This window comes from Nocardia lijiangensis NBRC 108240, assembly GCF_001613045.1.
Taxonomy (GTDB): domain Bacteria; phylum Actinomycetota; class Actinomycetes; order Mycobacteriales; family Mycobacteriaceae; genus Nocardia; species Nocardia lijiangensis.
Genome location: NZ_BDBP01000053.1, coordinates 37,781 through 62,219, shown reverse-complemented (window position 1 = coordinate 62,219; position 24,439 = coordinate 37,781). Strand labels below are relative to the sequence as shown.

The 24,439-nt window shown below is 69.5% G+C and carries 27 protein-coding genes and 4 tRNA genes; 19 read left to right on the top strand and 12 right to left on the bottom strand.

Features of this window, described 5'->3' with window-relative positions:
• Positions 1 to 7: 7 nt before the first annotated feature.
• Entirely contained in the window at positions 8 to 451 is a 444-nt protein-coding gene (locus NL1_RS20760) for a toxin-antitoxin system HicB family antitoxin (protein WP_067841779.1), read from the bottom strand.
• Positions 452 to 598: 147 nt separating this feature from the next.
• Between NL1_RS20760 and dapA the strand changes: the two genes are divergently transcribed.
• Together dapA and NL1_RS20750 are read left to right on the top strand one after the other, a co-directional pair.
• Entirely contained in the window at positions 599 to 1,507 is a 909-nt protein-coding gene (dapA, locus tag NL1_RS20755) for a 4-hydroxy-tetrahydrodipicolinate synthase (protein WP_067841777.1), read from the top strand.
• 46 nt (positions 1,508 to 1,553) lie between these two features.
• The gene (locus NL1_RS20750) at positions 1,554 to 3,584 is read left to right on the top strand and encodes a ribonuclease J (RefSeq protein WP_067841775.1); all 2,031 of its coding nucleotides are present in this window, start codon (positions 1,554 to 1,556) and stop codon (positions 3,582 to 3,584) included.
• 55 nt (positions 3,585 to 3,639) lie between these two features.
• Here the strand turns inward: NL1_RS20750 and NL1_RS20745 are convergent, their stop codons facing one another.
• Both NL1_RS20745 and NL1_RS20740 read right to left on the bottom strand, forming a co-directional pair.
• Complete coding sequence (locus NL1_RS20745) at positions 3,640 to 4,191, bottom strand: WKL family lipoprotein (RefSeq protein ID WP_067841774.1); 552 nt, start codon at positions 4,189 to 4,191, stop codon at positions 3,640 to 3,642.
• A gap of 60 nt (positions 4,192 to 4,251) precedes the next feature.
• The gene (locus tag NL1_RS20740) at positions 4,252 to 4,620 is read right to left on the bottom strand and encodes a DUF4189 domain-containing protein (protein WP_084510805.1); all 369 of its coding nucleotides are present in this window, start codon (positions 4,618 to 4,620) and stop codon (positions 4,252 to 4,254) included.
• A 197-nt stretch (positions 4,621 to 4,817) separates the two neighbouring features.
• Between NL1_RS20740 and NL1_RS20735 the strand changes: the two genes are divergently transcribed.
• Together NL1_RS20735 and NL1_RS20730 are read left to right on the top strand one after the other, a co-directional pair.
• The gene (locus NL1_RS20735) at positions 4,818 to 5,441 is read left to right on the top strand and encodes a TIGR03085 family metal-binding protein (protein WP_067841772.1); all 624 of its coding nucleotides are present in this window, start codon (positions 4,818 to 4,820) and stop codon (positions 5,439 to 5,441) included.
• Positions 5,442 to 5,556: 115 nt separating this feature from the next.
• Entirely contained in the window at positions 5,557 to 8,124 is a 2,568-nt protein-coding gene (locus tag NL1_RS20730; RefSeq protein ID WP_067841770.1) for a DNA translocase FtsK, read from the top strand.
• A gap of 108 nt (positions 8,125 to 8,232) precedes the next feature.
• Here NL1_RS20730 and NL1_RS20725 read toward each other — a convergent pair whose 3' ends face one another.
• The 5 genes from NL1_RS20725 to NL1_RS20705 form a co-directional block, all read right to left on the bottom strand.
• Entirely contained in the window at positions 8,233 to 8,913 is a 681-nt protein-coding gene (locus NL1_RS20725; protein WP_067841823.1) for a GAP family protein, read from the bottom strand.
• 103 nt (positions 8,914 to 9,016) lie between these two features.
• Positions 9,017 to 9,087: transfer RNA gene (locus NL1_RS20720), tRNA-Gln, on the bottom strand.
• 4 nt (positions 9,088 to 9,091) lie between these two features.
• Positions 9,092 to 9,165 (bottom strand) — tRNA-Arg (locus NL1_RS20715).
• 25 nt (positions 9,166 to 9,190) lie between these two features.
• Positions 9,191 to 9,264 (bottom strand) — tRNA-Leu (locus NL1_RS20710).
• A gap of 102 nt (positions 9,265 to 9,366) precedes the next feature.
• Positions 9,367 to 9,442: transfer RNA gene (locus NL1_RS20705), tRNA-Trp, on the bottom strand.
• Between the two features lie 480 nt (positions 9,443 to 9,922).
• Here NL1_RS20705 and NL1_RS20700 point away from each other — a divergent pair.
• Positions 9,923 to 10,912 carry a TerC family protein gene (locus tag NL1_RS20700; protein WP_067841768.1) on the top strand — a complete coding sequence of 330 codons (990 nt, stop codon included), beginning with the start codon at positions 9,923 to 9,925 and terminating at the stop codon, positions 10,910 to 10,912.
• A gap of 53 nt (positions 10,913 to 10,965) precedes the next feature.
• Here the strand turns inward: NL1_RS20700 and NL1_RS20695 are convergent, their stop codons facing one another.
• Positions 10,966 to 11,250 carry a YciI family protein gene (locus NL1_RS20695; protein WP_067841766.1) on the bottom strand — a complete coding sequence of 95 codons (285 nt, stop codon included), beginning with the start codon at positions 11,248 to 11,250 and terminating at the stop codon, positions 10,966 to 10,968.
• 26 nt (positions 11,251 to 11,276) lie between these two features.
• Positions 11,277 to 11,843, bottom strand: coding sequence for an amino-acid N-acetyltransferase (locus tag NL1_RS20690; RefSeq protein ID WP_084510804.1), 567 nt, complete (start codon positions 11,841 to 11,843; stop codon positions 11,277 to 11,279).
• Positions 11,844 to 11,986: 143 nt separating this feature from the next.
• On the opposite strand from NL1_RS20690, the gene pgsA reads away from it, so the two are divergent.
• The 6 genes from pgsA (at position 11,987) to NL1_RS38615 (ending at position 16,146) form a co-directional block, all read left to right on the top strand.
• Complete coding sequence (pgsA, locus tag NL1_RS20685) at positions 11,987 to 12,670, top strand: CDP-diacylglycerol--glycerol-3-phosphate 3-phosphatidyltransferase (RefSeq protein WP_067841763.1); 684 nt, start codon at positions 11,987 to 11,989, stop codon at positions 12,668 to 12,670.
• The gene (locus NL1_RS20680; protein WP_067841821.1) at positions 12,667 to 13,158 is read left to right on the top strand and encodes a CinA family protein; all 492 of its coding nucleotides are present in this window, start codon (positions 12,667 to 12,669) and stop codon (positions 13,156 to 13,158) included. Before pgsA ends, NL1_RS20680 begins: the two co-directional genes overlap by 4 nt.
• A 140-nt stretch (positions 13,159 to 13,298) precedes the next feature.
• Entirely contained in the window at positions 13,299 to 13,757 is a 459-nt protein-coding gene (locus tag NL1_RS20675; protein ID WP_067841819.1) for a helix-turn-helix domain-containing protein, read from the top strand.
• Between the two features lie 199 nt (positions 13,758 to 13,956).
• The gene (locus NL1_RS20670; RefSeq protein ID WP_067841761.1) at positions 13,957 to 14,784 is read left to right on the top strand and encodes a PspA/IM30 family protein; all 828 of its coding nucleotides are present in this window, start codon (positions 13,957 to 13,959) and stop codon (positions 14,782 to 14,784) included.
• Positions 14,785 to 14,949: 165 nt separating this feature from the next.
• Positions 14,950 to 15,810, top strand: coding sequence for a phage shock envelope stress response protein PspM (gene pspM, locus NL1_RS20665; RefSeq protein WP_084510803.1), 861 nt, complete (start codon positions 14,950 to 14,952; stop codon positions 15,808 to 15,810).
• A 162-nt stretch (positions 15,811 to 15,972) separates the two neighbouring features.
• Positions 15,973 to 16,146, top strand: a complete 174-nt coding sequence (locus NL1_RS38615; RefSeq protein ID WP_169813595.1) for a hypothetical protein — start codon at positions 15,973 to 15,975, stop codon at positions 16,144 to 16,146.
• A gap of 66 nt (positions 16,147 to 16,212) precedes the next feature.
• Here the strand turns inward: NL1_RS38615 and NL1_RS20660 are convergent, their stop codons facing one another.
• On the bottom strand, positions 16,213 to 16,800 hold the full coding sequence (locus NL1_RS20660) for a peptidylprolyl isomerase (protein ID WP_084510802.1): 588 nt from the start codon (positions 16,798 to 16,800) through the stop codon (positions 16,213 to 16,215).
• 117 nt (positions 16,801 to 16,917) lie between these two features.
• Here NL1_RS20660 and NL1_RS20655 point away from each other — a divergent pair, with 117 nt between their 5' ends.
• The 4 genes from NL1_RS20655 (at position 16,918) to NL1_RS20640 (ending at position 20,436) form a co-directional block, all read left to right on the top strand.
• Positions 16,918 to 17,625, top strand: a complete 708-nt coding sequence (locus NL1_RS20655) for a PIG-L deacetylase family protein (protein WP_067841757.1) — start codon at positions 16,918 to 16,920, stop codon at positions 17,623 to 17,625.
• Between the two features lie 176 nt (positions 17,626 to 17,801).
• Positions 17,802 to 18,965: a glycosyltransferase gene (locus tag NL1_RS20650; protein ID WP_067841755.1), complete on the top strand. Its 1,164-nt coding sequence runs from the start codon at positions 17,802 to 17,804 to the stop codon at positions 18,963 to 18,965.
• 35 nt (positions 18,966 to 19,000) lie between these two features.
• Complete coding sequence (locus tag NL1_RS20645; protein ID WP_067841813.1) at positions 19,001 to 19,195, top strand: DUF3046 domain-containing protein; 195 nt, start codon at positions 19,001 to 19,003, stop codon at positions 19,193 to 19,195.
• The gene (locus tag NL1_RS20640) at positions 19,192 to 20,436 is read left to right on the top strand and encodes a phosphotransferase (RefSeq protein ID WP_245673425.1); all 1,245 of its coding nucleotides are present in this window, start codon (positions 19,192 to 19,194) and stop codon (positions 20,434 to 20,436) included. The genes NL1_RS20645 and NL1_RS20640 overlap by 4 nt, the downstream gene beginning before the upstream one ends.
• An 18-nt stretch (positions 20,437 to 20,454) precedes the next feature.
• Here NL1_RS20640 and NL1_RS20635 read toward each other — a convergent pair whose 3' ends face one another.
• On the bottom strand, positions 20,455 to 20,970 hold the full coding sequence (locus tag NL1_RS20635) for a CGNR zinc finger domain-containing protein (protein ID WP_067841753.1): 516 nt from the start codon (positions 20,968 to 20,970) through the stop codon (positions 20,455 to 20,457).
• A gap of 154 nt (positions 20,971 to 21,124) precedes the next feature.
• Here NL1_RS20635 and NL1_RS20630 point away from each other — a divergent pair, with 154 nt between their 5' ends.
• The 4 genes from NL1_RS20630 (at position 21,125) to recA (ending at position 24,378) form a co-directional block, all read left to right on the top strand.
• Positions 21,125 to 21,586, top strand: coding sequence for a VOC family protein (locus NL1_RS20630; RefSeq protein WP_067841751.1), 462 nt, complete (start codon positions 21,125 to 21,127; stop codon positions 21,584 to 21,586).
• A gap of 58 nt (positions 21,587 to 21,644) precedes the next feature.
• Entirely contained in the window at positions 21,645 to 22,487 is an 843-nt protein-coding gene (locus tag NL1_RS20625; protein ID WP_067841811.1) for a pyridoxamine 5'-phosphate oxidase family protein, read from the top strand.
• Between the two features lie 22 nt (positions 22,488 to 22,509).
• Entirely contained in the window at positions 22,510 to 22,962 is a 453-nt protein-coding gene (locus NL1_RS20620; protein ID WP_067841749.1) for a nuclear transport factor 2 family protein, read from the top strand.
• Between the two features lie 372 nt (positions 22,963 to 23,334).
• The gene (gene recA / locus NL1_RS20615; RefSeq protein WP_067841747.1) at positions 23,335 to 24,378 is read left to right on the top strand and encodes a recombinase RecA; all 1,044 of its coding nucleotides are present in this window, start codon (positions 23,335 to 23,337) and stop codon (positions 24,376 to 24,378) included.
• Positions 24,379 to 24,439: the final 61 nt, after the last annotated feature.

The window sequence follows — 24,439 nt, the reverse complement described above, 5'->3', positions numbered from 1 at the left end:
GGCCGGCTCAGATGTCGCGCTTGGGTCCGTGGCCTCGCATCTGGTCGCGCAGCGCGCCGGACACCGCGGTGGACAACCACGAGTTCAGCGAGACCCCGCTGGCTGCGGCCGCCTCCTCGGCCTTCGCCTTCATCTGCTCGACCAGGCGCAGCGTGACCCGGCTGATGTCGCCGGTCATGTCCTCGAGGGTCGGGTGCTCTTCGGCGGCGGCGTTCTTGCGGACATCCACCGTGGCATCGGTGCCATCCACCGAGACGTGCACCGTGCGGTTCTCCAGCGTCGCGCTGACCTCGGCGGCCAGCTCGGACAGCGCCGCGAGCAGCACGAGCCGGGCCGACGATTCGGTCGCCGCGGCCAGGGCGGTGGCGGTGGCCTGGGTCTTCTCGTCGCCGAGCGCCGCGGCCGCCACCAGGTTTTCACGCAGCTGAGCGGTGTATTTGTTCAAATCCATGACATCAGTGTGGCGTCATTTTTGATGTCATTCAAGGAAAGATTGATGTCGTCCTGGCGTCGATGGGAGGTGAATCACTCGGGCGGGCAGCCGGATCGCCGGTCAGGGTGTCGAGGGTGCTGTGGGGACCGGGTAGCCTTTCTGACCATGACGAACGGTGAATCGACGCCAACGGAGCTGCGCGCGTCCGGCACAGTAGGTGTCGCGATGGTGACCCCCTTCAGTGCCGACGGCAAGCTGGATGTCGATGCCGGGGTCGCGCTGGCGGCCCGTCTCGTCGACCGCGGTGTCGACCTGCTCGCGATCTCCGGTACCACCGGCGAGTCGCCGACCACGACCGAGTCGGAGAAGTTCGACCTGCTGCACGCCGTCGTCGACGCCGTGGGTGATCGCGCCACCGTGATCGCGGGCGCGGGCACCTACGACACCGCACACTCCATCGAGCTCGCGCGCAACGCGCAGCGCGCGGGCGCGCACGGTCTGCTCGTGGTGACGCCCTATTACTCGCGCCCTTCGCAGGAGGGCCTGATCGCGCACTTCACCGCGGTCGCCGACGCCACCGACCTGCCGGTCACCCTCTACGACATTCCGCCGCGCTCCATCATCCCCATCGGCCCCGACACCCTCCGCAAGCTCGCCGAGCACCCGCGCATCGTCGCGGTCAAGGACGCCAAGGGCGATCTGAACGCGGGCGCCGAGCTGATCGCCAGCACCGGCCTGGCCTTCTACTCCGGCGACGACTCCCTGAACCTGCCGTGGCTGTCCATCGGCGCGGTCGGATTCATCAGCGTCATCGGCCATCTGGTGCCCGAGCGGCTGCGCGAGCTTCTCGACGCGTACCAGGCGGGCGACGTGGTGCGGGCTCGCGACATCAACGCGCGACTCGCCCCGTTGAACCACGCCATGGCGCGCCTGGGCGGCGTCGCGATGACCAAGGGCGGGCTGCGTCTGCTCGGGGTCGAGGTGGGCGAGCCGCGGTTGCCGCAGCTGATGCCGAGCACCGAGGCGCTCGACCGGCTCGCCGAGGACCTGCGGACCGCGGGGGTGCTGGCATGAGCGACCTAGCCCGCGACACATCCGACACTGGACAGGAGATGTCGGCATGACCACTCCGCGCCGTCCCCGCCGTACCGCGTCCCGCCCCGCGGGCGCTCCCGAGCCCGCTCCCGTCGAGCGGGAACGCACCGAAAAGCCCGCCGCCGAACCGGTCGCGGCGCAGCCCGAGACCACCGCGCAGCCCGAAGTAGCCGCGCAGCCCGAGGTCGCCGCGCAGCGCGAGACCACCGAACCCGCCCGCGCCGAATCGGCGCGAAAGTCGGACCGCGCCAAGAAGACGCAGGCCCCCCAGGCTCAGCAGCAGGAACCCACCCGGCAGAACGGTCGCCGCTCCGGCCGCGGTCGGCAAGGTCGCGGTCGCGGCGAGCAGCCGCCCGCCAAGCCGCCCGTGGTGGCGGCGCAGGACCGCCTCGGCGCGCCGCCGAAGCTGCCGAAGAACGGTCTGCGCGTCTTCGCGCTGGGCGGCATCGGCGAAATCGGCCGCAACATGACCGTTTTCGAGTACGGCGGCAAGCTGCTCATCGTCGACTGCGGCGTGCTCTTCCCCGAGGACCAGCAGCCCGGCGTCGACCTGATCCTGCCCGACTTCCGGCCCATCGAGGACCGGATGGACGACATCGTCGCGATCGTGCTCACCCACGGTCACGAGGACCACATCGGCGCCGTGCCGTTCCTGCTGCGCATGCGCGGCGACATCCCGGTCATCGGCGCCAAGTTCACCCTCGCGCTGGTGGCCGCGAAGTGCCGCGAGCACCGGCTGCACCCCAAGCTCACGGAGATCGTGGAGGGCGAGACCACCCGCCACGGCCCGTTCGAGTGCGAGTACTTCGCGGTCAACCACTCGATCCCGGACGCGATCGCCGTCTCCATCCGCACCCCCGCGGGCGTCGCGCTGCACACCGGCGACATCAAGCTGGACCAGCTGCCGCTGGACGGACGGCTCACCGACCTGGCCGGTTTCTCCAGGCTCGGCGACGAGGGCGTCGACCTGTTCCTGGTGGACTCCACCAACGCCGAGGTGCCCGGATTCGTCACGCCCGAACGCGAGATCGGCGGTGTGCTGGACAACGTGATCGGCAAGGCGCGCAACCGGGTGATCGTGGCATCCTTCGCCAGCCACGTGCACCGCATCCAGCAGGTCGTGGACGTGGCCCAGAAGTACGGGCGCCGTATCTGTTTCGTGGGCCGCTCGATGGTCCGCAACATGCAGATCGCCCAGGATCTCGGCTACCTGACGGTGCCCGACGGCGTGGTCGTCGACCTCGACGTCGCCGCCACGCTGCCCGGCGACCGGCTGGTGCTCATCTCCACCGGCTCGCAGGGCGAACCGCTCTCGGCGCTGTCGCGGATGGCGCGCGGCGATCACCGCCAGATCCACATCCGCGCCGACGACCTCGTCGTGCTGGCCTCCTCGCTCATCCCCGGCAACGAGAACTCGGTGTTCGCCGTGGTCAACGGGCTGTCCCGGCTGGGGGCCACGGTCATCACCCAGCAGAACGCCAAAGTGCACGTCTCCGGGCACGCCTCCGCGGGTGAGCTGCTGTACCTGTACAACGCGGTGCGGCCCACCAACGCCATGCCGGTGCACGGCGAATGGCGGCACCTGCGCGCCAATGCCGCGCTCGCGGTGGCCACCGGCGTCCCGGAGGACCGGGTCGTCCTCGCCGAGGACGGCGTCGTGGTCGACCTCGTGGACGGAATCGCGTCCATCGTCGGCCGGGTGCCGGTCGGCCACGTCTATGTGGACGGTCTTTCCGTCGGCGATGTCGGCGAGTCCACGCTGTCGGACCGCTTGGTGCTCGGCGAGGGCGGTTTCATCAGCATCACCGTCGCCATCGACGAGACCACGGGCAAGGCCGTGAGCACGCCGGAGGTGAGCGGGCGCGGCTTCTCCGACGACCCGACCGCGCTGGCCGACGCCGCCGAACTCGTCGAGGCCGAACTGCTGCGGCTGGCGGGGGAGGGCGTCACCGACACCCACCGCCTCGCCCAGAGCGTGCGCCGGGTGGTCGGGCGCTGGGTCGCCGAGACCTACCGCCGCCGCCCGATGATCGTGCCCACCGTCATCGGCGTCTGATCCCGAAACGCGAAAAGCGCCGGAAGGCAATGCCCTCCGGCGCTTTTCGCATCGATTACTGAGCCTGGCAGGCCGCCGAGTCCAGCTTCGCCGAGCGCACGATGTTGCAGGTGAACTGGTGGGAGACCTTCCAGTCGCTGCCTTCGGCGACGAACTCGACGAACGCGTTCTCCACCGGCTGCCCGTCGATGGTGACCTTCGCGTCGGCCTTCAGCTTGCCGTCCTTGGGTTCCTGCACGTTGGTGATCTGGACGGTCACCTTGTTGCGCTTGGCCGCGTCGACCAGCTTGTCGACCAGCTGCGGATCGCGCTCGGCGTCCTGGATCCAGCTGATCTTCTCCTCGGCGCTCACCGAGGGATCGAAGGCGCGGTTGATGCGCTCGTTGAGCAGCGAAGCGGCCGGCTTGGGCAGGTTCGGCGCCGTGGTGGTGGCGGGCGCCTTGCCCTCGACGGCCTTGTCCTCGTTCTTGCCTTCCTCGAACTTGCCTGCGGGCGAGGTGCTGGTGCCCGTGCTCGAGGAGTCACTGTCGGAACTGCACGCGCCGAGTGCGAACGCCGAGGCGGTCAGCAGAACGGCGACCGCGGCCCGGATGGAGCGGTGTTTCACGATTTTCCCCTGGTGAAGTGGTGTCGCGGTCTCGCAGTGGACGACGCGACGGAGTCGGATTTACAGCGAGTAGCCCGAGGTGCAGCGCCAGTCGACGACCCAGCCGCCGGACAGGCGGGACATCGCCGCGGCGCGGGCCTCGGAGTAGCTGGGCCGCGCCGACGCGCTCCAGCGCGTATCGGAGCTGGCGAGCACGCCGCAGCCGTTGGTCCAGGAGACCAGGGTGGAGCAGCCGTAGCCGCAGACGTCGACCGCCGCGTCCTCGGCGGCGCTGTAGCTTCCGTAGTTGTTGGCGATGCCGTAGCTACCGTCGCTCGACACGGCGATCGCGCCGTAGTAGCCGTATCCGGCCTGCGCCGGTGCCGAGGTGGCCAGCATCGAACCGACCGTTGCCACGATGACCGCGGCAGCGGTGAAGAACTTCTTCAAGGTGAATCCCTTCGAACTGAGAGGTCCACGACCCTATGGACCAGTGAACAAGCTACCGAGCAACCATCCGGGAATCCAGTCCGCGCATTGCTTTTCGGTAATCGCGCGGGTCCGCAAGACCGGCTGGGCCCCCGTTCGCTCAGGTTGTCCAGGGTTTCGGACATCTTCCGTCCGGCGGCATCCGCTAGGGTCGGCACGTGAGCATGGCACAACGGGAACGTCAGGCCCTGGTCGCCGCGATGTCGGCGGCAGGTCCGGATGCGCCGACTCTCTGCGGCACTTGGACCGTGCGAGATCTGGCGGCGCACTTGATCGTTCGGGAACGCCGTCCCGATGCCGCGCCGGGCATTCTGCTCAAACCCTTTGCGGGCTACCTCGAGTCGGTGCAGGACCGCGTGGCGCGCAAGCCGTTTCCCGAGTTGCTCGACCTGGTGCGGACCGGCCCGCCCTGGTGGTCGCCGCTGAAGCCGGTGGACGCGCTGGCCAATCTGAGCGAGATGTTCGTGCATCACGAGGATGTGCGCCGGGCCGGATCGGACTGGCAGCCGCGCGAACTCCCCGAGGCCGACGAGGCCCAGCTGTGGAACCTGGTGCGCCGGGTCGGCAAGATGGCCTACCGCACCTCGCCGGTCCCGGTGGTGCTTGCGACGCCCGATGGCCGCCGGGCAGAAGTGAAGCCGGGGCAGGGCGCCGCGGTGACGCTCACCGGCAAGCCCTCGGAACTGATACTGCACGCCTTCGGCCGCGACAAGGTGCGCCTCGAAACCGCGGGCGACGAGGACGCGGTGCGCGCGGTACTGGAACTGGACCGATCGGTCTGAACCGGCCGCATCCGCCGCTCGAGCGGGGGCTTCGGCTGTGATCCGGCGCGCTCGAGGCGGGCGATACGGGTGTTGCGGATGGTCTGGATGGGGCGTTTGCGGCTAGCCTGGGTCCATGGCAGGTAAGTCCCGCAGCACCACGACACCTCGTGCGCGGGCGGGATCGGCCCGGGGGAGGACCACCACGGCGCGGTCTCGTTCCACGACACCCCGGGGTGGTTCCGCACCGCGCGGGCGCGCCACACCGGCCCGCAGACCCGTGCGGCGCAAGTCCGACACCGCGCCGCTGGCCGTCTTCGGTCGCGGCATCACCAGCGGCTGGAACATGCTGGCTCGCGGGCTCGGCGCCACCACTCGCACGCTCAGCCGGGCCGGCGAGATCGAACACGGTCACCGGCGCGACGGCATCGCCCTCGCGTTGATCGCGCTGAGCGGCGTCATCGCGGCGGCGGTGTGGCTCTCGGCGGGCGGCCCGATCGGGCACTGGGTGGAGGAAGCGATCCGGGCGGTGTCCGGGTCCGCCTCGGCCGCACTGCCGTTCGTTGCGACCGGCATCGCGATCATCCTCATGCGCACCGAACCGCACCCCGAGATCCGGCCGCGGCTGGTGCTGGGTGGACTGCTGGTCGGTCTGCCGCTGCTCGGCATCTGGCATCTCGCCGCGGACGCGCCCACCGACGCGCACGGCCGTTCCCGCGCCGCCGGTTTCGTCGGTTACGTGATCGGCGGGCCGCTGGCGAGCGGGCTCACCGCCTGGCTGGCCGTGCCGATCCTCCTGATGGCCGTCGTCTTCGGCGTGCTGCTGCTGACCGGGACCACGGTCCGTGAGGTCCCGCAGCGGCTGCGCGAATACTTCGGCACCGCGGCGGGCGGCGACGAGTACGGCGAATTCGACCAGGCACGCGACTACGATCCCACCGACTACGACGCCGACGGTTTCCCCGCGCACCGCACCCGGTCCCGGCGCCGCGGCCGCACCCCGGCCGAGAACTATCCGCCCGACGAATTCGCCGGATCCGACGCGCTCACCGAATCGCTGGGCGAGCCGCCGCTGCGCGACGCCAAGCCGATCGCCACCGAACCGCCGCCGGAGCCACCCAAGCCCAAGAAGCGCGCTGCGCCGAAGGCGCAGGATCAGACCCCGCCGCCGCCCAAGGAACCCGAGTTCGTCGCCGACCGGGTGATCGAGGGCGACTACACGCTGCCGCCGCTGACGCTGCTCACCGACGGCGACCCGCCCAAGAAGCGCAGCGCCGCCAACGAATCGATGATCGAGGCGATCACCGAGGTGCTGGTGCAGTTCAAGATCGACGCGGCGGTCACCGGATTCGTGCGCGGCCCCACGGTCACCCGGTACGAGGTGGAACTCGGGCCCGGCGTGAAGGTGGAGAAGATCACCGCGCTGGCCCGCAACATCGCCTACGCCGTCGCCACCGAGAACGTTCGGCTGCTCGCGCCGATCCCCGGCAAGTCCGCCGTCGGCATCGAGGTGCCCAACGCCGATCGTGAACTGGTGCGGCTGGCCGACGTGCTGAAAGCGCCGTCCACCCGAAACGACCACCACCCGTTGGTGATCGGTCTCGGCAAGAACATCGAGGGCGAGTTCGTCTCTGCCAATTTGGCAAAGATGCCGCATCTGCTCGTTGCGGGTTCCACCGGTTCCGGTAAGTCCAGCTTCGTCAACTCGATGCTGGTCTCGCTGCTGCAACGGGCCACCCCGGAGGAGGTCAGGATGATCCTGATCGACCCCAAGATGGTCGAACTCACCCCGTACGAGGGCATTCCGCACCTGATCACGCCCATCATCACCCAGCCGAAGAAGGCCGCCGCCGCGCTGGCCTGGCTGGTGGAGGAGATGGAGCAGCGCTACCAGGACATGCAGGCCAACAAGGTTCGCCACATCGACGACTTCAACAAGAAGGTGAAGTCCGGTGCGATCACCGCGCCGCTGGGCAGCGAGCGGGTCTACCGGCCCTACCCCTACATCCTCGCCATCGTCGACGAGCTCGCCGACCTGATGATGACGGCGCCGCGCGATGTGGAGGACGCGATCGTCCGCATCACCCAGAAGGCCCGCGCCGCGGGCATCCACCTGGTGCTGGCGACGCAGCGTCCGTCGGTCGATGTGGTCACCGGTCTGATCAAGACCAACGTGCCCTCCCGCCTGGCGTTCGCGACCTCCTCGCTCACCGACTCCCGGGTCATCCTGGACCAGCCGGGCGCCGAGAAGCTGATCGGCATGGGCGACGGCCTGTTCCTGCCCATGGGCGCGGGCAAACCCACCCGTCTGCAGGGCGCGTTCATCAGCGACGAGGAAATCCACGGCGTCGTCGATTTCGCCAAGAACCAGGCCGAACCCGAGTACCAGGAGGGCGTCACAGCCGCCAAGGCCGGGGAGAAGAAGGACGTCGACCCCGACATCGGCGACGACCTCGACGTGCTGCTCCAGGCCATCGAACTGGTCGTCACCTCCCAGTTCGGTTCCACCTCCATGCTGCAGCGCAAGCTGCGCGTCGGTTTCGCGAAGGCGGGCCGCCTGATGGACCTCATGGAGACCCGCGGCGTCGTCGGTCCCAGCGAAGGGTCCAAGGCGCGCGATGTACTCGTCAAGCCCGACGAGCTGGAGGGGCTGCTGTGGTCGATCCGCGGCGGCGGGGACGATTCGGGCGACGCCGAGGAGTAGGCGTCCCTACGGCGCTCCGGCAGGGCGCGGTCCGCCGACTTCGGCTATTCGACGGTGCCCGCGGTGGACGATCGTGTCGGTGACGAGGGACCAGGCAATTCCGACTGTTCACCACAGATGGGCGTGGTGGACGAGCGCGTCGGTGATCAGCGCGGCGCCCAAGAGCCCGAAGATGATTCGCACCGAGAGCGGGCCGTATTCGGTCAGGACGCGGACGATCGTTCGATACACGCGGCGGGCCCGCGCGGTGCCGCGGACGGACAGGGCGAGAATCAGCAGCGGCGGCAGCAGCGCGACCGCGCAGTAGGCGACGATGATGAGCGGCCACAGCGGGGGCAGCGGGTCGTGCGCGGACAGCATGGCCAGACCCGCGAGATACGGCACCGCCGTCGGCGCCTGCGCGAAGCCGATCGCGATACCCACCAGCGCCAGCACCCAAGGCTGCCGCCGGGCCTTCGTCGCCCACTCCGGCGGATCGCGGCGCGCGCCGGAAGGCAGCACGGCGAGCAGGAGCAGCACCGCGCCCACCGCCAGCTCGCCCCAATAGCGGATGGTGGGCGTCAGCTCGAAGCCGATCAGCGAGGTGAGCCAGGTGATGCCGAGGACGCCGCAGATACCGAACGTGGTGGTCATCGCGAACACCCCCGCGACGAAACTCAATCCGCCCGGCAGCGGTGACCGGCGCGCGAGCTTGCTGTCGTAGACGATCGCGACCGTGACGCCGACGAGCAGCAGATCCAGCGAATCGAGGAAGGCGAAGCCGGTCAGCGCCAAGAGAAGAGTCACCATGACCCCACCGAACATACGCGAGGACCGGCAGGCGTCGATCGGCCCGAGTGCCAACGCGATCGGGCCTTGTGAGAGCCCAGCGGCCACCCTGCGTGAGCCGGGACTGGAGTGCCAGGATTCGAACCTGAACCGGCGGAACCAAAACCCGCCATGCTCCCCTTACACCACACTCCATCGGCGCGCTTGGGAGGACTCGAACCTCCAACCTCCTGCTTCGTAGGCAGGCGCTCTTTCCCGTTGAGCTACAAACGCTCGTTCGCGCTCGCACGCGAACCAGTTCCCTCGGCGAGATTCGAACTCGCAACTCCCGGCTCCTAATGCCGGTGCCTCTACCAGTTGGGCTACGAGGGAGTGCGGCCCGGAGGCCGAAAATCTTGTGGCAGTAGGAGTTTCAAGTGCACGAGCAGATCGTAAGTCGGCTCGCGCATGCTGCCGGTTCACTATGAAGTTGGGTGGCGCGGAGGGAGGGAGTCGAACCCCCGACCTTCGGTTTTGGAGACCGGTGCTCTACCAGTTGAGCTACCCCCGCAGACGAAAAAAGGGTCATTCCCGGCGCGTTGCCGTGGAATGACCCCTGGAATAGGTTCTCGGGTGCCGAGAACTCAGGGGCCGCTCCGGACGCGCATCCAGCGGTAGTCGAGTAGGCGCAGGGCGGCATTCGGGCGCGTGGCGCCGAGCGACCACTGTCGCTGCTGCCGGATTCGCGCTGTCATCGCCTGTGCCTCTCGGTTTTCGGGAGCGGTGCTTCGTCGTCTTCGACGCTAACACCCGAATCCGCCAGGGGAAACCGGTTTTTCGTACCCGGTCGATATGTCCGATTTCAGTAGCACTGCAATGTGCTCGCAATCACCTGGATGCGACTTTTCGAGCGTTCGACGTGGGTTCTTGCGCCCGTCGGGCGACTCCAGGGAGTGTGACAGGATGGTCGGCAACCAATCCGCTAGCCGATAAGAACGGACAAATCGGGCATGATGGCCGTCATGACTACCGCCTCCGATCGGGTCGCAGCATGCAGGTGACCGCACTCGAATGGGGGATCACCATCGCGGTGATCCTCGGCCTGTTCGTCTTCGACTTCTTCGCCCACGTGCGCACGCCGCACGAACCGACCTTCCGCGAATCGGCCTTCTGGTCGGCGGTCTACATCAGCCTCGCCCTGGCCTTCGGCGGCTTCGTCGCCTGGCGGTGGGGTTCCACGTTCGGCGGGGAGTACTACGCCGGTTTCGTCACCGAGAAGGCGCTCTCGGTGGACAACCTGTTCGTCTTCCTGATCATCATGACCACCTTCGCCGTGCCCCGGATCTACCAGCAGAAGGTGCTGCTCATCGGCATCGTGCTCGCGCTGGCCATGCGCGGTGTGTTCATTGCCGTCGGCGCGGCCGCGATCAGCGCGTTCAGCTGGGTGTTCTACCTGTTCGGCGCTTTCCTGATCTACACCGCCGTCAAACTGCTGCGTGAGAGCGGCCACGAGGTGGAGGCCGAGGAGAAGCGCGACAGCCGCATCGTCGCGCTGGCCAAGCGGGTGCTGCCGACCACCGACGAGTACGACGGCGACAAGCTCGTCACCCGAGTCGACGGCCGCAGGGTGGTGACCCCGCTGCTGCTCGCGCTGCTCGCAATCGGCTTCGCCGACCTGCTGTTCGCGCTGGATTCCATCCCCGCGATCTACGGCCTCACCGAGGAGCCGTACCTGGTCTTCACCGCCAACGCGTTCGCGCTCATGGGCCTGCGTCAGCTGTACTTCCTGATCGGCGGCCTGCTGGACCGGCTGGTGTACCTGTCCTACGGTCTGGCCGCGATCCTGGCGTTCATCGGAATCAAGCTCGTGCTGCACGCGCTGCACGAGAACACCCTGCCGTTCATCAACGGCGGCGAGCACGTCAGCGTGCCGGAGATCTCCACCCCGGTCTCGCTGGGCGTCATCATCGGCGTGCTGGTCGTGGCGACCGTCGCCAGCCTGATCAAGACCCGCGGCACGGCGCCCCAGGACGCCGAGTAACGGCGCGGAAGAGCCCCGCACCCGATCGAAGGGTGCGGGGCTCTTTCCATCGATCAGGCGGAGAAAGCGCCCATGATGGGCAGCCACTCCACGGTGCGCACCGCGTCGATGAGACCTTCCCTGGCGAAGGGGTCCTGCGCGAGCAGGTCCTTCAGCGCCGTCTCGTCCCCGGCGCGGAAGAGCAGCAACGCGCCCGACCCGTCCGGGTACGGTCCGCTCGACAGCAGCGTGCCCGCGTCGACCAGACCGGACAGCCAGCCGCGGTGCTCGGGCCGGTGGGTGTCGCGGCCGGGAACGGTGGCCTCGGAGTAGGTGTAGTGGACGGCGAAGATCGGCACGGTGTGTCGCTTTCTTGGTCGGCGCTTCAGAGGGTCAGCAGCATGCGGGTGTTGCCGAGCGTGTTCGGCTTCACATAACTCAGGTCTAGGAACTCGGCGACGCCGGTGTCGTAGGACCGGCACATCTCGGCGTACACCTCGGCGGTCACCGGGGTGCCGTCGATCTCCACGAACCCGTGCCTGCTGAAGAACTCCACCTCGAAGGTCAGCACGAACAGCCTGCGCAGCTCCAGTTCCCTGGCCACCGCGACGAGCCGCTGCACGATGAGCTTGCCCACTCCGGTGCCTTTGGCGTCCGGGTGCACCGCGACCGTGCGCACCTCGCCGAGATCGGCCCACAGCACGTGCAGCGCGCCGCAGCCGACCACCTTGCCGCCGTCTTCGGCCACCCAGAACTCCTGCACCGCCTCGTACAGGGTGACCAGGTTCTTCTCCAGCAGAATGCGGCCCGCGTAGACGTCGACGAGGCCTTTGATCGCGGGAACGTCCGAGGTTCGGGCGCGTCGCACAACCGGTCCGGTGCCGGGCGCGGCAGAGGCCGCGCTGGGGTGCGCGTCGCTGGTCGAACCACCAAGTGGTCCCCGAGAGGTCATGGGGTGCACAGTAGTCGGCGCGCTTACCGATAGTCTGAACGTGTGCCGCACATCCTGTCGTTCCGCTCACCGCATCGCGCCGGGGTAGCGCAACCGGATGGAGCCGTGGCCGTCTTCGGAACGCGCGTCCTCGAGGCGAGGACATGAGCGTGCAACCCGAAGAGATCGATCGTCGCTGGCCCGACGCAGGTCTGCTGCGCACCGGAGCGGAGCGCCCAGGTGGCGGTTTCGTGCCGCCCGCCCAGGCCGACACCGCCGTACCGCTGATGAATATCGCGAACGTGCTGACCATGGCGCGCATCGCGATCGTTCCGCTGTTCGTGGTCGCGCTGTTCGTGGGCGGCGGGCACGACACCGGGTGGCGGATCGCCGCCGCCGCGCTGTTCGCGCTGGCCGCCATCACCGACCGCTTCGACGGGCAGCTGGCGCGCAAGTACGGATTGGTCACCGATTTCGGCAAACTGGCGGACCCGATCGCGGACAAGGCGCTCATCGGCGCGGCCCTGATCGGACTGTCCGTACTCGGTGACCTGCCCTGGTGGATCACCCTGGTCATCGTCGGGCGCGAGGTGGGCGTCACGGTGTTGCGGCTGCTGGTGGTGCGGCGCGGGGTGATTCCCGCAGGGCGCGGCGGCAAGCTGAAGACGCTGGTGCAGTCGCTGGCCATCGGGGTGCTGCTGTTGCCGCTGTCCGGCGGCTTCGAGGCCGCGGGCATGGCCCTGATGTACCTGGCGGTGGTGTTGACGGTCGTCACCGGCCTGGACTACGTCGGCCAGGCCGCACGGGTGTGGTTCGCGGGCGGCTCCGGCCGGGCGCGCGGGGCATGACAGACCCTCTCACCGCGTCCGTTCCCGCCGACGAATTGGTGCGTGCCCTGGTGGCCGCCCGCCAGACCGTGGCCACCGCCGAATCGCTGACCGCCGGGCTGGTGGCCGCGACCATCGCCGGGGTGCCTGGCGCGAGCGCGGTGCTGCGCGGCGGACTGGTGGTGTACGCCACCGACCTCAAGAGCAGCCTGGCCGGGGTCAGCGCGGAAGTGCTCGCCGCCGAGGGGCCGGTGGCGGCGAGCACCGCCGAGCAGATGGCCGTCGGCGCGCGTACCCGCTGCACTGCCGACTGGGGGATCGGCCTGACGGGCGTCGCCGGACCCGACGGCCAGGACGGGCACGCGGTCGGCACCGTCTTCCTCGGGCTGTCCAGTCCGTGGCATACCGAGGTGATGCGGTTGCAACTGTCCGGCGACCGGTGGACCATCAGACTCACCGCGACCGAGAACGCGGTGCGGGAGCTGCTTCGGTGTGTGCAGGGCGGCTGAGCGCGGTGCGCGAGAATTCGTGCGACGAGTTCGCCCGCCGGGAACCAACGGGGCGCCCCGGGACGTTGTGCCAGAAAGAACGGTGCGCGCCAGGCGACTGCGCGAAGCGGCGCCCGGTGTTCGGAGCGAAGGAGATCGAGATGACGCTGCTGCGAGAGGCGATCGGGGACAGTCTGCGGCGTGCACGTCTCGCCCAGCACCGGACCTTGCGTGAGGTGTCCACCTCGGCGCGCGTGAGCCTGGGGTATCTCTCGGAGGTCGAGCGGGGCCGTAAGGAGGCGTCGAGCGAACTGCTCGCCGCGATCTGCGCCGCACTCGACGTGCCGTTATCGCGGGTGCTATGGGATGTGAGCACGATCATGGCCGGCGTCGACGGGGTTCCGGTCGGCGAGGCCGCCGAGCCTGCCGCCACACCCGCCATGGAAGCCGAGCAGACAGCTGCCGCCGCGGAATCCGCCGAGGTCGCCCCGGCGCAGGAGCCCGCGCTGGCTCCGGCGTCGGCGAGCATGTCGGCGGCCCGGCCGCAGATCGCCGAGGACACCCGGATCGTCATTCCGGCCCCGAAGGCCGACATGCTGGTCCTGGTGAAGAGCAACTGACATCGGAACATCGGATGCCCAGCCGCGGGCAACGCTGCGGGCCGACGCCGAAAACGGATAGATTCTGTAGTAGGCGTCGGTTGGGCCGGGTAGCCCCGGCCCAGGTGCCGCATGGTGGAGGATAGGCACAAGCGGGTGCGCGAGGGTCGTGTACCCGGGCCGCGTCAAGCGGTACATCAGATGGAGGCGGGATCAATCGATGGCTAATCCGTTCGTCAAGGCCTGGAAGTACATGATGGCCCTCTTCGATGCCAAGATCGAGGAGCACGCGGATCCGAAGGTGCAGATTCAGCAGGCTATCGAGGAAGCCCAGCGCCAGCACCAGGCCCTGTCGCAGCAGGCCGCGTCGGTCATCGGCAACCAGCGTCAGCTGGAGATGAAGCTGAACCGCCAGCTCGACGAGGTCGAGAAGCTCAACGCCAACGCACGCCAGGCCGTGCTGCTCGCCGACCAGGCCACCGCCGCAGGTGACACCGAGAAGGCGATCCAGTACACCAACGCCGCCGAGGCGTTCGCCGCCCAGCTGGTCACCGCCGAGCAGTCCGTCGAGGACCTGAAGGTCCTGCACGATCAGTCGCTGCAGGCCGCCGCGCAGGCCAAGAAGGCGGTCGAGCAGAACGCGATGCTGTTGCAGCAGAAGGTCGCCGAGCGCACCAAGCTGCTCAGCCAGCTGGAGCAGGCCAAGATGCAGGAGCAGGTCTCCGCGTCGCTGCAGCAGATGGACTCGACGCTGTCGGCGCCGGGCACCACCCCGAGCCTCGACGCGGTGCGCGAGAAGATCGAGCGCCGCTACGCCAACGCGCTCGGCTCCGCGGAGCTCGCGCAGAACTCGGTGCAGGGTCGCATGCTCGAGGTACAGCAGGCCAGCATCCAGATGGCGGGCCACAGCAAGCTCGAGCAGATCCGCGCCTCCATGCGCGGCGAGGCGCTGCCCGCGGGCGGCGGCCAGTCCGCGATCAATTCCGCCCAGACGCAGGCGAATCCGGCGCAGCCGCAGATGAACAAGGGCCAGGCCGCCCAGCAGTAACGGCTCGAGACAGGCAAGGACCGGTGCGGTGAAGGACGCGGGCACGCGCGAGACCGTCGCATCGCCGGGGGGTGCCCTCGTCACGCCCCGCGGCCGCGGCGTGCGCACCGCGTCGTCTCCCACGGGTCCAGCTGCCGTCCGACGTGAACGGTGTGAGGAAAGCGCATGAGCGAACGAAGTAAGCGAATTCCCGCGCAGTCCACGTTCGGGATGCCGCAGGGCGCCCTGCCGGAGACCCTGCGCGACGTGGGCGAGCACGCGCTCGTCGCGGTGCGCCGCTGGGCCGACCCGCGCGAACGAGAACTCCGCAAGCGCCGCCGCGCCCGGCGCCGCAGCTACCAGCTCGGCACGGTCTCCGGGTTGACCACCGCGGGCGCGGTCGGTCTGGTCGTCGTCTCGGCTCCCGCCTGGGCGGTGGTCGTGCTCGGCGGCGGCGCGGTCGCGTTCGTCACCGGGACCGCGCTCAGCGCGCGGCGCTATCTGCGGTTGCGCCGCTCCCCGCTGCCGCAGGCCGCGTTCCTGCCGCGTAAACAGCCGCCTGCGCGCTCGGCCGCCCGCGCCCCGATCGCCCGCCTGGTCCAGGCCGAACGGGCGATGCACGGGCTCACCGGGCAGATCGCCGCCTCGCACCGGCTGCCCCACGAGGACCTCGCCGAAATGGTCGAGACGGCCGCGTCCGGAGCCGCCGCGTTGCACGCCCTCGCCGCCGACATCGTTCAGATGGAGCGCGCCGCCGCCGTGGTCGGCAGGTCCAACCCGGAGGCGACCGAGACCCTCACCGGCAACGTGCGGTTCGCGCTGACCCGGCTGGAATCCGGGATCGCCGAATACGAGCAGGTCGTCGCGGCTGCCAGCCGCGTCCTCGCGGTGCCCGAAACCACCGTCGTGGCACACCAATTCGACGGCATCGTCGCGGAATTGCGGCATGCGGCGGATCGCCTGGACGGCTGGGCGCAGGCGCTGACCGAGGTCGCCGACCGTCCCACCCTCACGGTCTCCCCGCCGCCTCCCGGTCTGCCGCAGTAGCGTCCGGGCATGCCGCGACAGCGCGGGCGAAATGCTCAGGGTGAACCCTGATTTGCACCCGGATATCGCTGCTGACCTGGTGATTTCTGGTCACGGGACTGCCAGCATGGAGGTGTCGGATCGCCGGACGGCGGTTCGGGAGAGACATCCAGGAGGCTGGAAATGCTGTGGAAGATCATCGGTGTCGTCGCGGTCGTCTGGATCGCGCTCGCCATCATCGGTGCGCTGATCAAGGGGCTGTTCCCGATTCTGGTGATCAGTGCGGTGGTGTTCGGCCTGTACCTGCTGTACAAGGCGGTGTCGGGGTCGAACAACTCGACCGTCAGCAAGCTGTAGCGGCACAAGCCAACGGGCCGTGCGTCATCCGGGAGGATGGCGCACGGCCCGTTGCGGTGTGCCGGGTCAGAACTGCCCGCTGTTGTCGATCACGACCCTGCGGCCGGGCGTGCCGGAGGGCGAGCCCACCTGCTCGATGGCGTGCACCACGTCCATGCCCTCGACCACGGTGCCGAACACCACGTGCTTGCCGTCCAGCCACGGGGTGTCCTTCATGGTGATGAAGAACTGCGAGCTGTTGGTGCCTGGCCCGCGGTTGGCCATGCTGACCGTGCCGGGAGCGGCGTGGGTCAGCTGGAAGTTCTCGTCGCGGAAGGTCGGGCCGTAGATGCTGGTGCCGCCGGTGCCGTCACCGTTGGTGAAATCGCCGCCCTGCGCCATGAATCCGGGGATCACGCGGTGGAACGTCGAACCCTTGTAGCCGAAGCCCTGCTCGCCGGTGGCCAGCGCACGGAAGTTCTCGGCGGTCTCGGGCACCACGTCCGAGCGCAGCTCGATGACGATGCGGCCGGTGGGGATGCCCTCCACCGACATGTCGAAGAACACCCTGGGCAGCGGGTCGGCTTTGGCGGGGGCCGCGGTCAGCGGGCCCGGGCTGAACAGTGCGATGAGCGCAAGGCCGAGGACCGCGGCGGCGCGTGTGAGCTTCGTCATGGCCACAGTGTCTACCGCAGCGTCGGCCTGGCCCGCCACCCGGACCCGCTTCACGGCCGTTTCGGGCCCGGCTACGTGTGTGCCCCCGTGGGGATCTCGGGTGTTTCAATGGGTGCCATGGAGCAGGTTCCCGAGGACTGGCAGCGCGGCCTGGTGATCGTCGCGCACCCCGACGACATCGAGTACGGCGCCGCGGCGGCCGTCGCGCGCTGGACGGGGCAGGGCAAGGACATTCGCTACGTGCTCGTCACCAGCGGCGAGGCGGGCATCGCCGGAATGCCGCCCGCCGAGGCCGGACCGCTGCGCCAGGCCGAGGAGATCGCCTCGGCGAAGGCGGTGGGCGTCGACCAGGTGGAATTCCTCGGCTACCCGGACGGCCGGGTGCAGGAGAGCCTGGAACTGCGCCGCGACCTGGCCGCCGCGATCCGCAGGCACCGCCCGGAGATGTTGGTGCTGTTCAACTTCGGCGACACCTGGGCGCCCGGCTACGCCAACAGCGCCGACCACCGCGCCGTCGGCCGGGCCGGACTGGACGCCGTCTCCGACGCGGGCAACGAATGGATCTTCCCGGAACTGGCCGACCTGCCGACCTGGTCGCCGCGCTGGGCCGCGGTCGCCGGGCCGGTCGCGACGCACGCCGTCGACGTCACCGCCACCCTCGACCAGGCGGCGGCCTCCCTGACCGAACACCGCCGCTACCTCGAGGTGCTCAGCTCCGAGCCGGTCGCCGACCAGGTGCGGGCCATCGTCGACATGGCCACCGGGCCGAAGGACGGGTTCCCCGCCGAGCGCGCGGTGGGATTCGAGCTGTACTACTTCGGCTGAGCGGATTCGGCTGCCGCGCTTTCGCGGGTCCGAACGTCGGAATGGCCTGGACCAGAATGTCTTCGACGCCGGTCCGGCGGATTGCGTGCCGACGGCGGCGCGGTGAACGCGTGCGCGACCGTGCAACTCGAGGCGGGCGCCGTCGGTTCGTAGGGCCGGTGTGGCAGGCTGGGCCAATGCGTATTGCCGTCGTTGCCGGTCCCGATCCGGGGCATGCCTTTCCGGCGTTGGCGCTGTGCGAGCGGTTGCTGGCGGCGGGTGACGAGCCGGTGCTGTTCACCGGTCCCCGCTGGTTCGACGCCGCGAAGGACGCGGGCATCGCGGTGCGCAGGCTCAAGGGTCTCGCACCGCGCGCCGTCGACGACGACAACGACGCGGGCAGGCGTATCCACCAGCGCGCCGCCCACATCTCGACCGAGATCCTGCCGGATCTGAGCGCGATGCTGCCGGAACTGGTGGTCTCCGACGTCCTCACCGCGGGCGGCGGCATGGCCGCCGAGCGGCTGGGCGTGCCGTGGGTCGAGCTCTCGCCGCACCCGCTCTACCTGCCGTCGAAAGGACTGCCGCCGATCGGCAGCGGACTCGCGCCGGGGGAGGGCCTGCGCGGCGCGCTGCGCGACCGGACGCTGCGCGCGATGTCGGCGCGGGCGATCCGCAACGGGCTGCGGCAGCGGGAGCAGGCCCGCGAGAGTGTGGGACTGCCCGCCGCCGATCCGGGTCCGGCCGCCCGCCTGCTGGCCACCCTGCCCGCGCTGGAGGTGCCGCGCCCCGACTGGCCGGACAACGCCCACCTGGTCGGCCCGCTGCTGTGGGAACCCACCGACGACATCCTCGCGCCGCCGCCGGGCGACGGTCCCTTGGTCATGGTCGCGCCGTCCACGGCGCACACGGGGGTGACGGGCATGGTGGAGACCGTGCTCGAGGCGCTCGACGGCGCCGGTGTCCGGGTCGCCGTCTCCATGATCGACACCCCGCCGACCGGGTTGCCGTCCTGGGCCACCGCCGGCCTCGGCCGTCAGGACGAGTTGCTCGGCCACGCGGCCGTCGTGGTCGGCGGCGGCGGGCACGGCTTGCTCGCGAAGTCGCTGCTGGCCGGTGTCCCCGTCGTCACGGTGCCGGGCGGCGGCGACCAGTGGGAACTTGCCAATCGTGCGGCCCGCCAGGGCAGTTCGATCGTGGTGCGTCCGCTGACCGTGGAGTCCGTGCGCGCCGCGGTGCTCGCCGTGCTCGACCACCCGCGCTACACCGCCGCCGCCGAGGAAGCAGCCATGAGCATCGCGGAGGTCGCCGACCCGGTCGAGCTGTGCCATCGGGTGCGCGAGGGCGTACGGGCTCCCTGACCCACATAGGTGGGGACCGGAGTATCTTGAACACGGTGCGGTTGACTGAGTTCCAGGACCTGTTGCATACCGAATTCGGGGTGGCGCGCGGTGACGCGCTGCTGACCGACCACGTGATCCCCTCGCTCGGCGGCCGGACCGGCGCCGCCGCCATCGAGGCGGGGATCGATCCGCGAGATGTGTGGCGCGCCCTGTGCGCCGACTTCGACGTGCCGAAGGTGCGGTGGTGACCGCCCCCGATCCAGTGGCCGAGCAGCGGCCCTACCGATTCGACGAGCGACTGCGCATGGTCCCCGTCGATCCGGAAGGACTCGCCGTCCGCGTCGCACAGGCACATCCGGAGGATTTCGCCGGCTTCCGGCAGACCGGTCTCGAACTGATGCTGCTCGGCCGCCACGACGAGGCCCTCGATCACCTGGATCGCGCGCTCGAGCTGGCGAGCACGCCGCGGCAGCACCTGTCGCTCTGGATCAACCTGGCCGACGTATACCGGTATCGCGGCGACGCGCCGACCGCCGAAATCCTCTATCTGAGGGCCGTCGAGGCCGCCCGCGGCACCGACGCCGAGGCCCTCTCCTTCGCCGCCCAGCACCTGGGCAAAGCGCTGGCCGAACAGGGCCGCCTCGACGAGGCGCGCGAGCTGCTGACCGAGGCGCTGCGGCTGCGGGTCGCGGAGGGTGACGTCGAGCTGATCGAATCCACCCGCACCGCGCTGGACGGCCTCGCGGAGCTGCCGATCCCGCTGCCGCCCGCCGTGGTGGCGGTGGTCGGCGAGGACCCGGAGTTCTCGGACGAGCACGAGGGACTCAGCGGCGGCGTCGCCTTGGTGAACGGCGTCTACTGGGTGAAGCGGGGGCCGCGCGCGACCGCCGAGCACGATCGCCTGAACTGGCTGCGCGCCCGGGCAATTCGGGTGCCGGAGGTGGCCGCCTTCGCCGAGGACGTCCTCGTGCTCGGCGACGCGGGCGCGCCGAGCCTGGCCGCGCGCGAAGACTCCGGCCGCGCCGCGACGTCGCCGTCCATCGGCACGATCATGGGCGAACTGCTGCGGCGGCTGCACGCGCTGCCCGTCGCGGAATGCCCGTTCGACGGCAGGCTCGACATCGCGTTGGCGCAGGCTCGCAGGCACGTGCTCGAAGGGCTGGTCGATCCGGACGATTTCGACGACGACCACGGCGACCTCGGCCCCGAACAGGTGCTGGATCGGTTGGTCGCCGAGCGTCCGGAGACCGAGGACTTGGTGGTGGCGCACGGCGATTTCACGCCGCCGAACGTGCTGGAGAACGGCACCCTGCTGGACGTCGGCGGCCTCGGCGTCGCGGACCGCTACCGTGACCTGGCCCTGGCCGAACGCGACCTGCGCGAGGATTTCGGCGACGGCGAGGTGCGCGCCTTCTTCGCCGCCTACGGCCTCGACGCGCCGGACCAGCGGCGGCTGGACTACTACCGGCTGCTCGACGAGCTCTTCTGAGCTCGGCGCTTCGGGCGCTCAGACCTTCTTGGCGTAGTGCCTTGCCGCCTTGGTTCGGTTGCCGCAGGTGGCCATGGAATGCCAACGGCGGGTGCCGTTCTTGGACGTGTCGTAGAAGAACAGCACGCAGTCCGGGTGCGCGCACTGGCGAATCCGGTCCGGCGCCTTGGCGATCAGCTGCAGCAGGTTCTCGGCCGCCAGCCAGCCGGGTAGCCAGACCGGGTCGGTCACGTCGGGCAGGTCCACCGGGCCGTCGTCGGTGAGGCGGCGCTTGATCCTGCCGTGCTCGAGCACCTCGTTGAGCGCCCGATGCGCACCGTGCCGGACGGTGTCGTAGATCGCGCTGCGCGCGGTCAGCACCGCGGCCAGCGTCTGGCCGTCGGCGGGCGCTCGATCGGCCAGACCCGCGGTGGTCAGCCAGACGCGTAGACCCGCTACATCGGTGAGCAGATCCTGCGGTCCGTTCTCGATCCACCGCGTGTTCAGCAGATCGAGCGCCAGCGGTTCCCCGACGTGAGGGCGTGGATCGAGCATGCCTGAGGGTAACGAGCCGTCTCGGTGAGTCAGGACAACCACCGCCGTTCTAACCGGTCAATTTTATATCAATGGTTGACGCGCTGGGGTGCATCGGATTAGGTTCTAACCGTTGAAACGATCAACAGTGGTTGGCTATTCCAGGAGGACCATCATGACCGCAGTGGCCGCACCCCAGCTCGCGACCGGGCACATCGGGCTGAACGTCTCGGATCTGGACCGCTCGGTGGACTTCTACAAGCGCGCGCTCGGCTTCGAGCAACTCGCCGCGGGCGATGCGGCGGAGCAGAGGTGGGCGTTCCTCGGCGCGGACGGCAAGCTCGTGCTCACCCTGTGGGAGCAGTCCGACGGCGTCTTCTCCACCGAAATGCCCGGGCTGCACCATCTTTCGTTCCAGGTCGAGGACATCGAGCAGGTGCGCGCCGTGGAATCGGTGCTGCGCGAGTTGTCCGTGCGCTTCGTCCACGACGGCGTGGTCGCGCACGGCGAAGGGGTGGCTTCCGGCGGCATCTTCTTCACCGATCCCGACGGCATCCGGCTCGAGGTCTACGCACCCACCGGGGCGGAATCCGCGCCCGCGCCCAGCGGCGCCGCCCCCACGTGCGGATTCTTCTGAGTCACGGAGTTTCGAGGTGGCGCTCTACCACTCGGGTGAACTGGCCGTGCAGCGGCGCATGGGGCAGGCGGACATCGCGGCGAAGGTCGGCCGCATGATCCGCCGCGACATCCCCGCGGTCGCCGCGAATTTCCTCGCCGCACAGCCGATGCTGGTGCTCGCCGCCGCCGACGCCGCGGGGCGGCTATGGGCGGGTCCGCTGGTCGGGCAGCCCGGGTTCGTGCACGCCGTGGACGCCGAGACGATCGCCGTCGACGCGCGGCCCGACGCGAGCGACCCACTGGCCGATGCGCTGACCCGCCCGGCCCGGGTCGGCATGATCGCGCTGGAACCGGGACGGCGCAGGCGCATGCGGGTCAACGGCGCCGCGCGTCCGCACCGCGACGGACTGCGGATCGTCACCGACCAGGTGTACTCCAACTGCCCCAAATACATTTCACGCCGGTGGGTGACGGCCTACGACCCCGCGGCCGCGCTCGACGCCGCGCGGCGCGGCCCCGCGCTCGACGCCCGGCAGCGGGAGGTCGTCGCGTCCGCCGACACTTTCTTCGTGGCCAGCGCCGACGACGAGGGGAACGCCGACGCCTCGCACCGCGGCGGGAATCCCGGCGTGCTGCGGGTGCTTTCGCCGACCCGGCTGCGCTGGCCCGACTATCGCGGCAACTCGATGTTCATGACGCTCGGCAATCTCGCGGTGCGGCCGCGCTGCGGACTGCTGATCCCGGATTGGTCGACCGGCGGCGCGCTCCAGCTCACCGGCACGGCCGAACTGAACTGGGACGCGGGCACCTTCGCCGCGGGCGCGCAGTGCTCGATCGACTTCACCGTCACCGAGGTGGTGTGGCGAGACACGGGCCCGCTGCGGTGGAGCCCGCCGGAACTGTCGCCCGTCAACCCCTGATCCCCAACCGAAAGGACTACCCATGCGACCCCCGTTGCCGCCGTTCGACCGCGCCTCCGCCGAGGCCAAGGTGCGCGCCGCCGAGAACGCCTGGAACACCCGCGACCCCGAACGCGTCGCGGCCGCCTACACCGAGGATTCCGTGTGGCGCAACCGCGACGAGTTCTTCACTGGGCACGCGGCCATCGTCGACTTCCTGACCGGGAAATGGGCCAAGGAGAACGGCTACGCGCTGCGCAAGGACCTGTGGGCGTTCGACGGCAACCGCATCGCCGTGCGCTTCCAGTACGAATGGCACGACGAATCCGGCCGGTGGTGGCGCAGCTACGGCAACGAACAGTGGGAGTTCGCGCCCGACGGGCGGATGTCGCGGCGCGAGGCCAGCATCAACGACGTCCGCATCGCCGAATCGGAACGCCGCATCTTCGGTCCGCGCGGCCCGGAGGAGGACGACGCCGTGCTGCCGCAGCGCTAGGCCCTGTCTCGAAGTCCCATCCGGCGCCTCCGCGGCCCAGATCGCCGCCTGGCCGCGTTGTCGTCGTCACCGATACAACCCCGGTATCGGCTCCTCCTCCGCCTTGCCAGGCGACGATCTGAGCCACGGATGCATCCGGCCGGACTTCGAGACAGGGCCTAGGCCGCGGCGGGGGCGGAGGCCGCACGGCCTCCGCCGGGGGTAGCGCGGAAATTGCTGGTCGCGAAAGGAGCGCCGCGTGTCGCAGGGCGCGTCGCTTGACTCGAACACTTGTTCGTCTAGTCTTGTCGTCAGAACTTGTCGGTGCCGCCCTCTAATGTGGGCGCCAACCACAGATCGAGAGACTTACCCGTCGAAAAGGGGACCAAGGACATGGCACCACAGGCGTACGACCGCGACAAGGCGCTCGAGCTCGCGCTTGCCCAGGTGGAGAAGAGCTTCGGCAAGGGCGCGGTGATGCGGCTCGGCGAGGAGGCCCGCCAGCCCATCTCGGTGATTCCGACCGGGTCCATCGCGCTGGACGTCGCCCTCGGCATCGGCGGTTTGCCGCGGGGCCGCGTCGTCGAGATCTACGGCCCGGAGTCCTCGGGTAAGACCACCGTCGCGCTGCACGCGGTGGCCAACGCGCAGGCGGCGGGCGGCGTCGCGGCGTTCATCGACGCCGAGCACGCCTTGGACCCGGACTACGCGCGCAAGCTCGGCGTCGACACCGACGCGCTGCTCGTCTCCCAGCCCGACACCGGTGAGCAGGCGCTGGAAATCGCCGACATGCTGGTGCGCTCCGGCGCCATCGACATCATCGTCATCGACTCCGTCGCCGCCCTGGTGCCGCGCGCCGAGATCGAGGGCGAGATGGGCGACAGTCACGTCGGTCTGCAAGCCCGCCTGATGAGCCAGGCGCTGCGCAAGATGACCAGCGCGCTGAACAACTCCGGCACCACCGCCATCTTCATCAACCAGCTGCGCGAGAAGATCGGCGTCATGTTCGGCTCGCCCGAGACCACCACCGGTGGTAAGGCGCTGAAGTTCTACGCCTCGGTGCGCCTGGACGTGCGACGCATCGAGACCCTCAAGGACGGCAGCGACGCGGTCGGTAACCGCACCCGCGTCAAGGTCGTCAAGAACAAGGTCTCGCCGCCGTTCAAGCAGGCCGAGTTCGACATCCTGTACGGGCACGGCATCTCCAAGGAGGGCTCGCTCATCGACATGGGTGTCGAGCACGGCTTCATCCGCAAGTCGGGCTCCTGGTACACCTACGAGGGCGACCAGCTGGGGCAGGGCAAGGAGAACGCCCGCAAGTTCCTGCTGGAGAACACCGACGTGCGCGACGAGATCGAGAAGAAGATCAAGGAGAAGCTCGGTATCGGCGCCGACGTGACCGCGGACGCCGCGGGCGAGGTGCCCGCCGATTTCTGAGTCCACCTCCGGTCGGTCGCCGCGCCGTCCCGATCGAGCCGCCGCCGAGCGGCCCGATCCG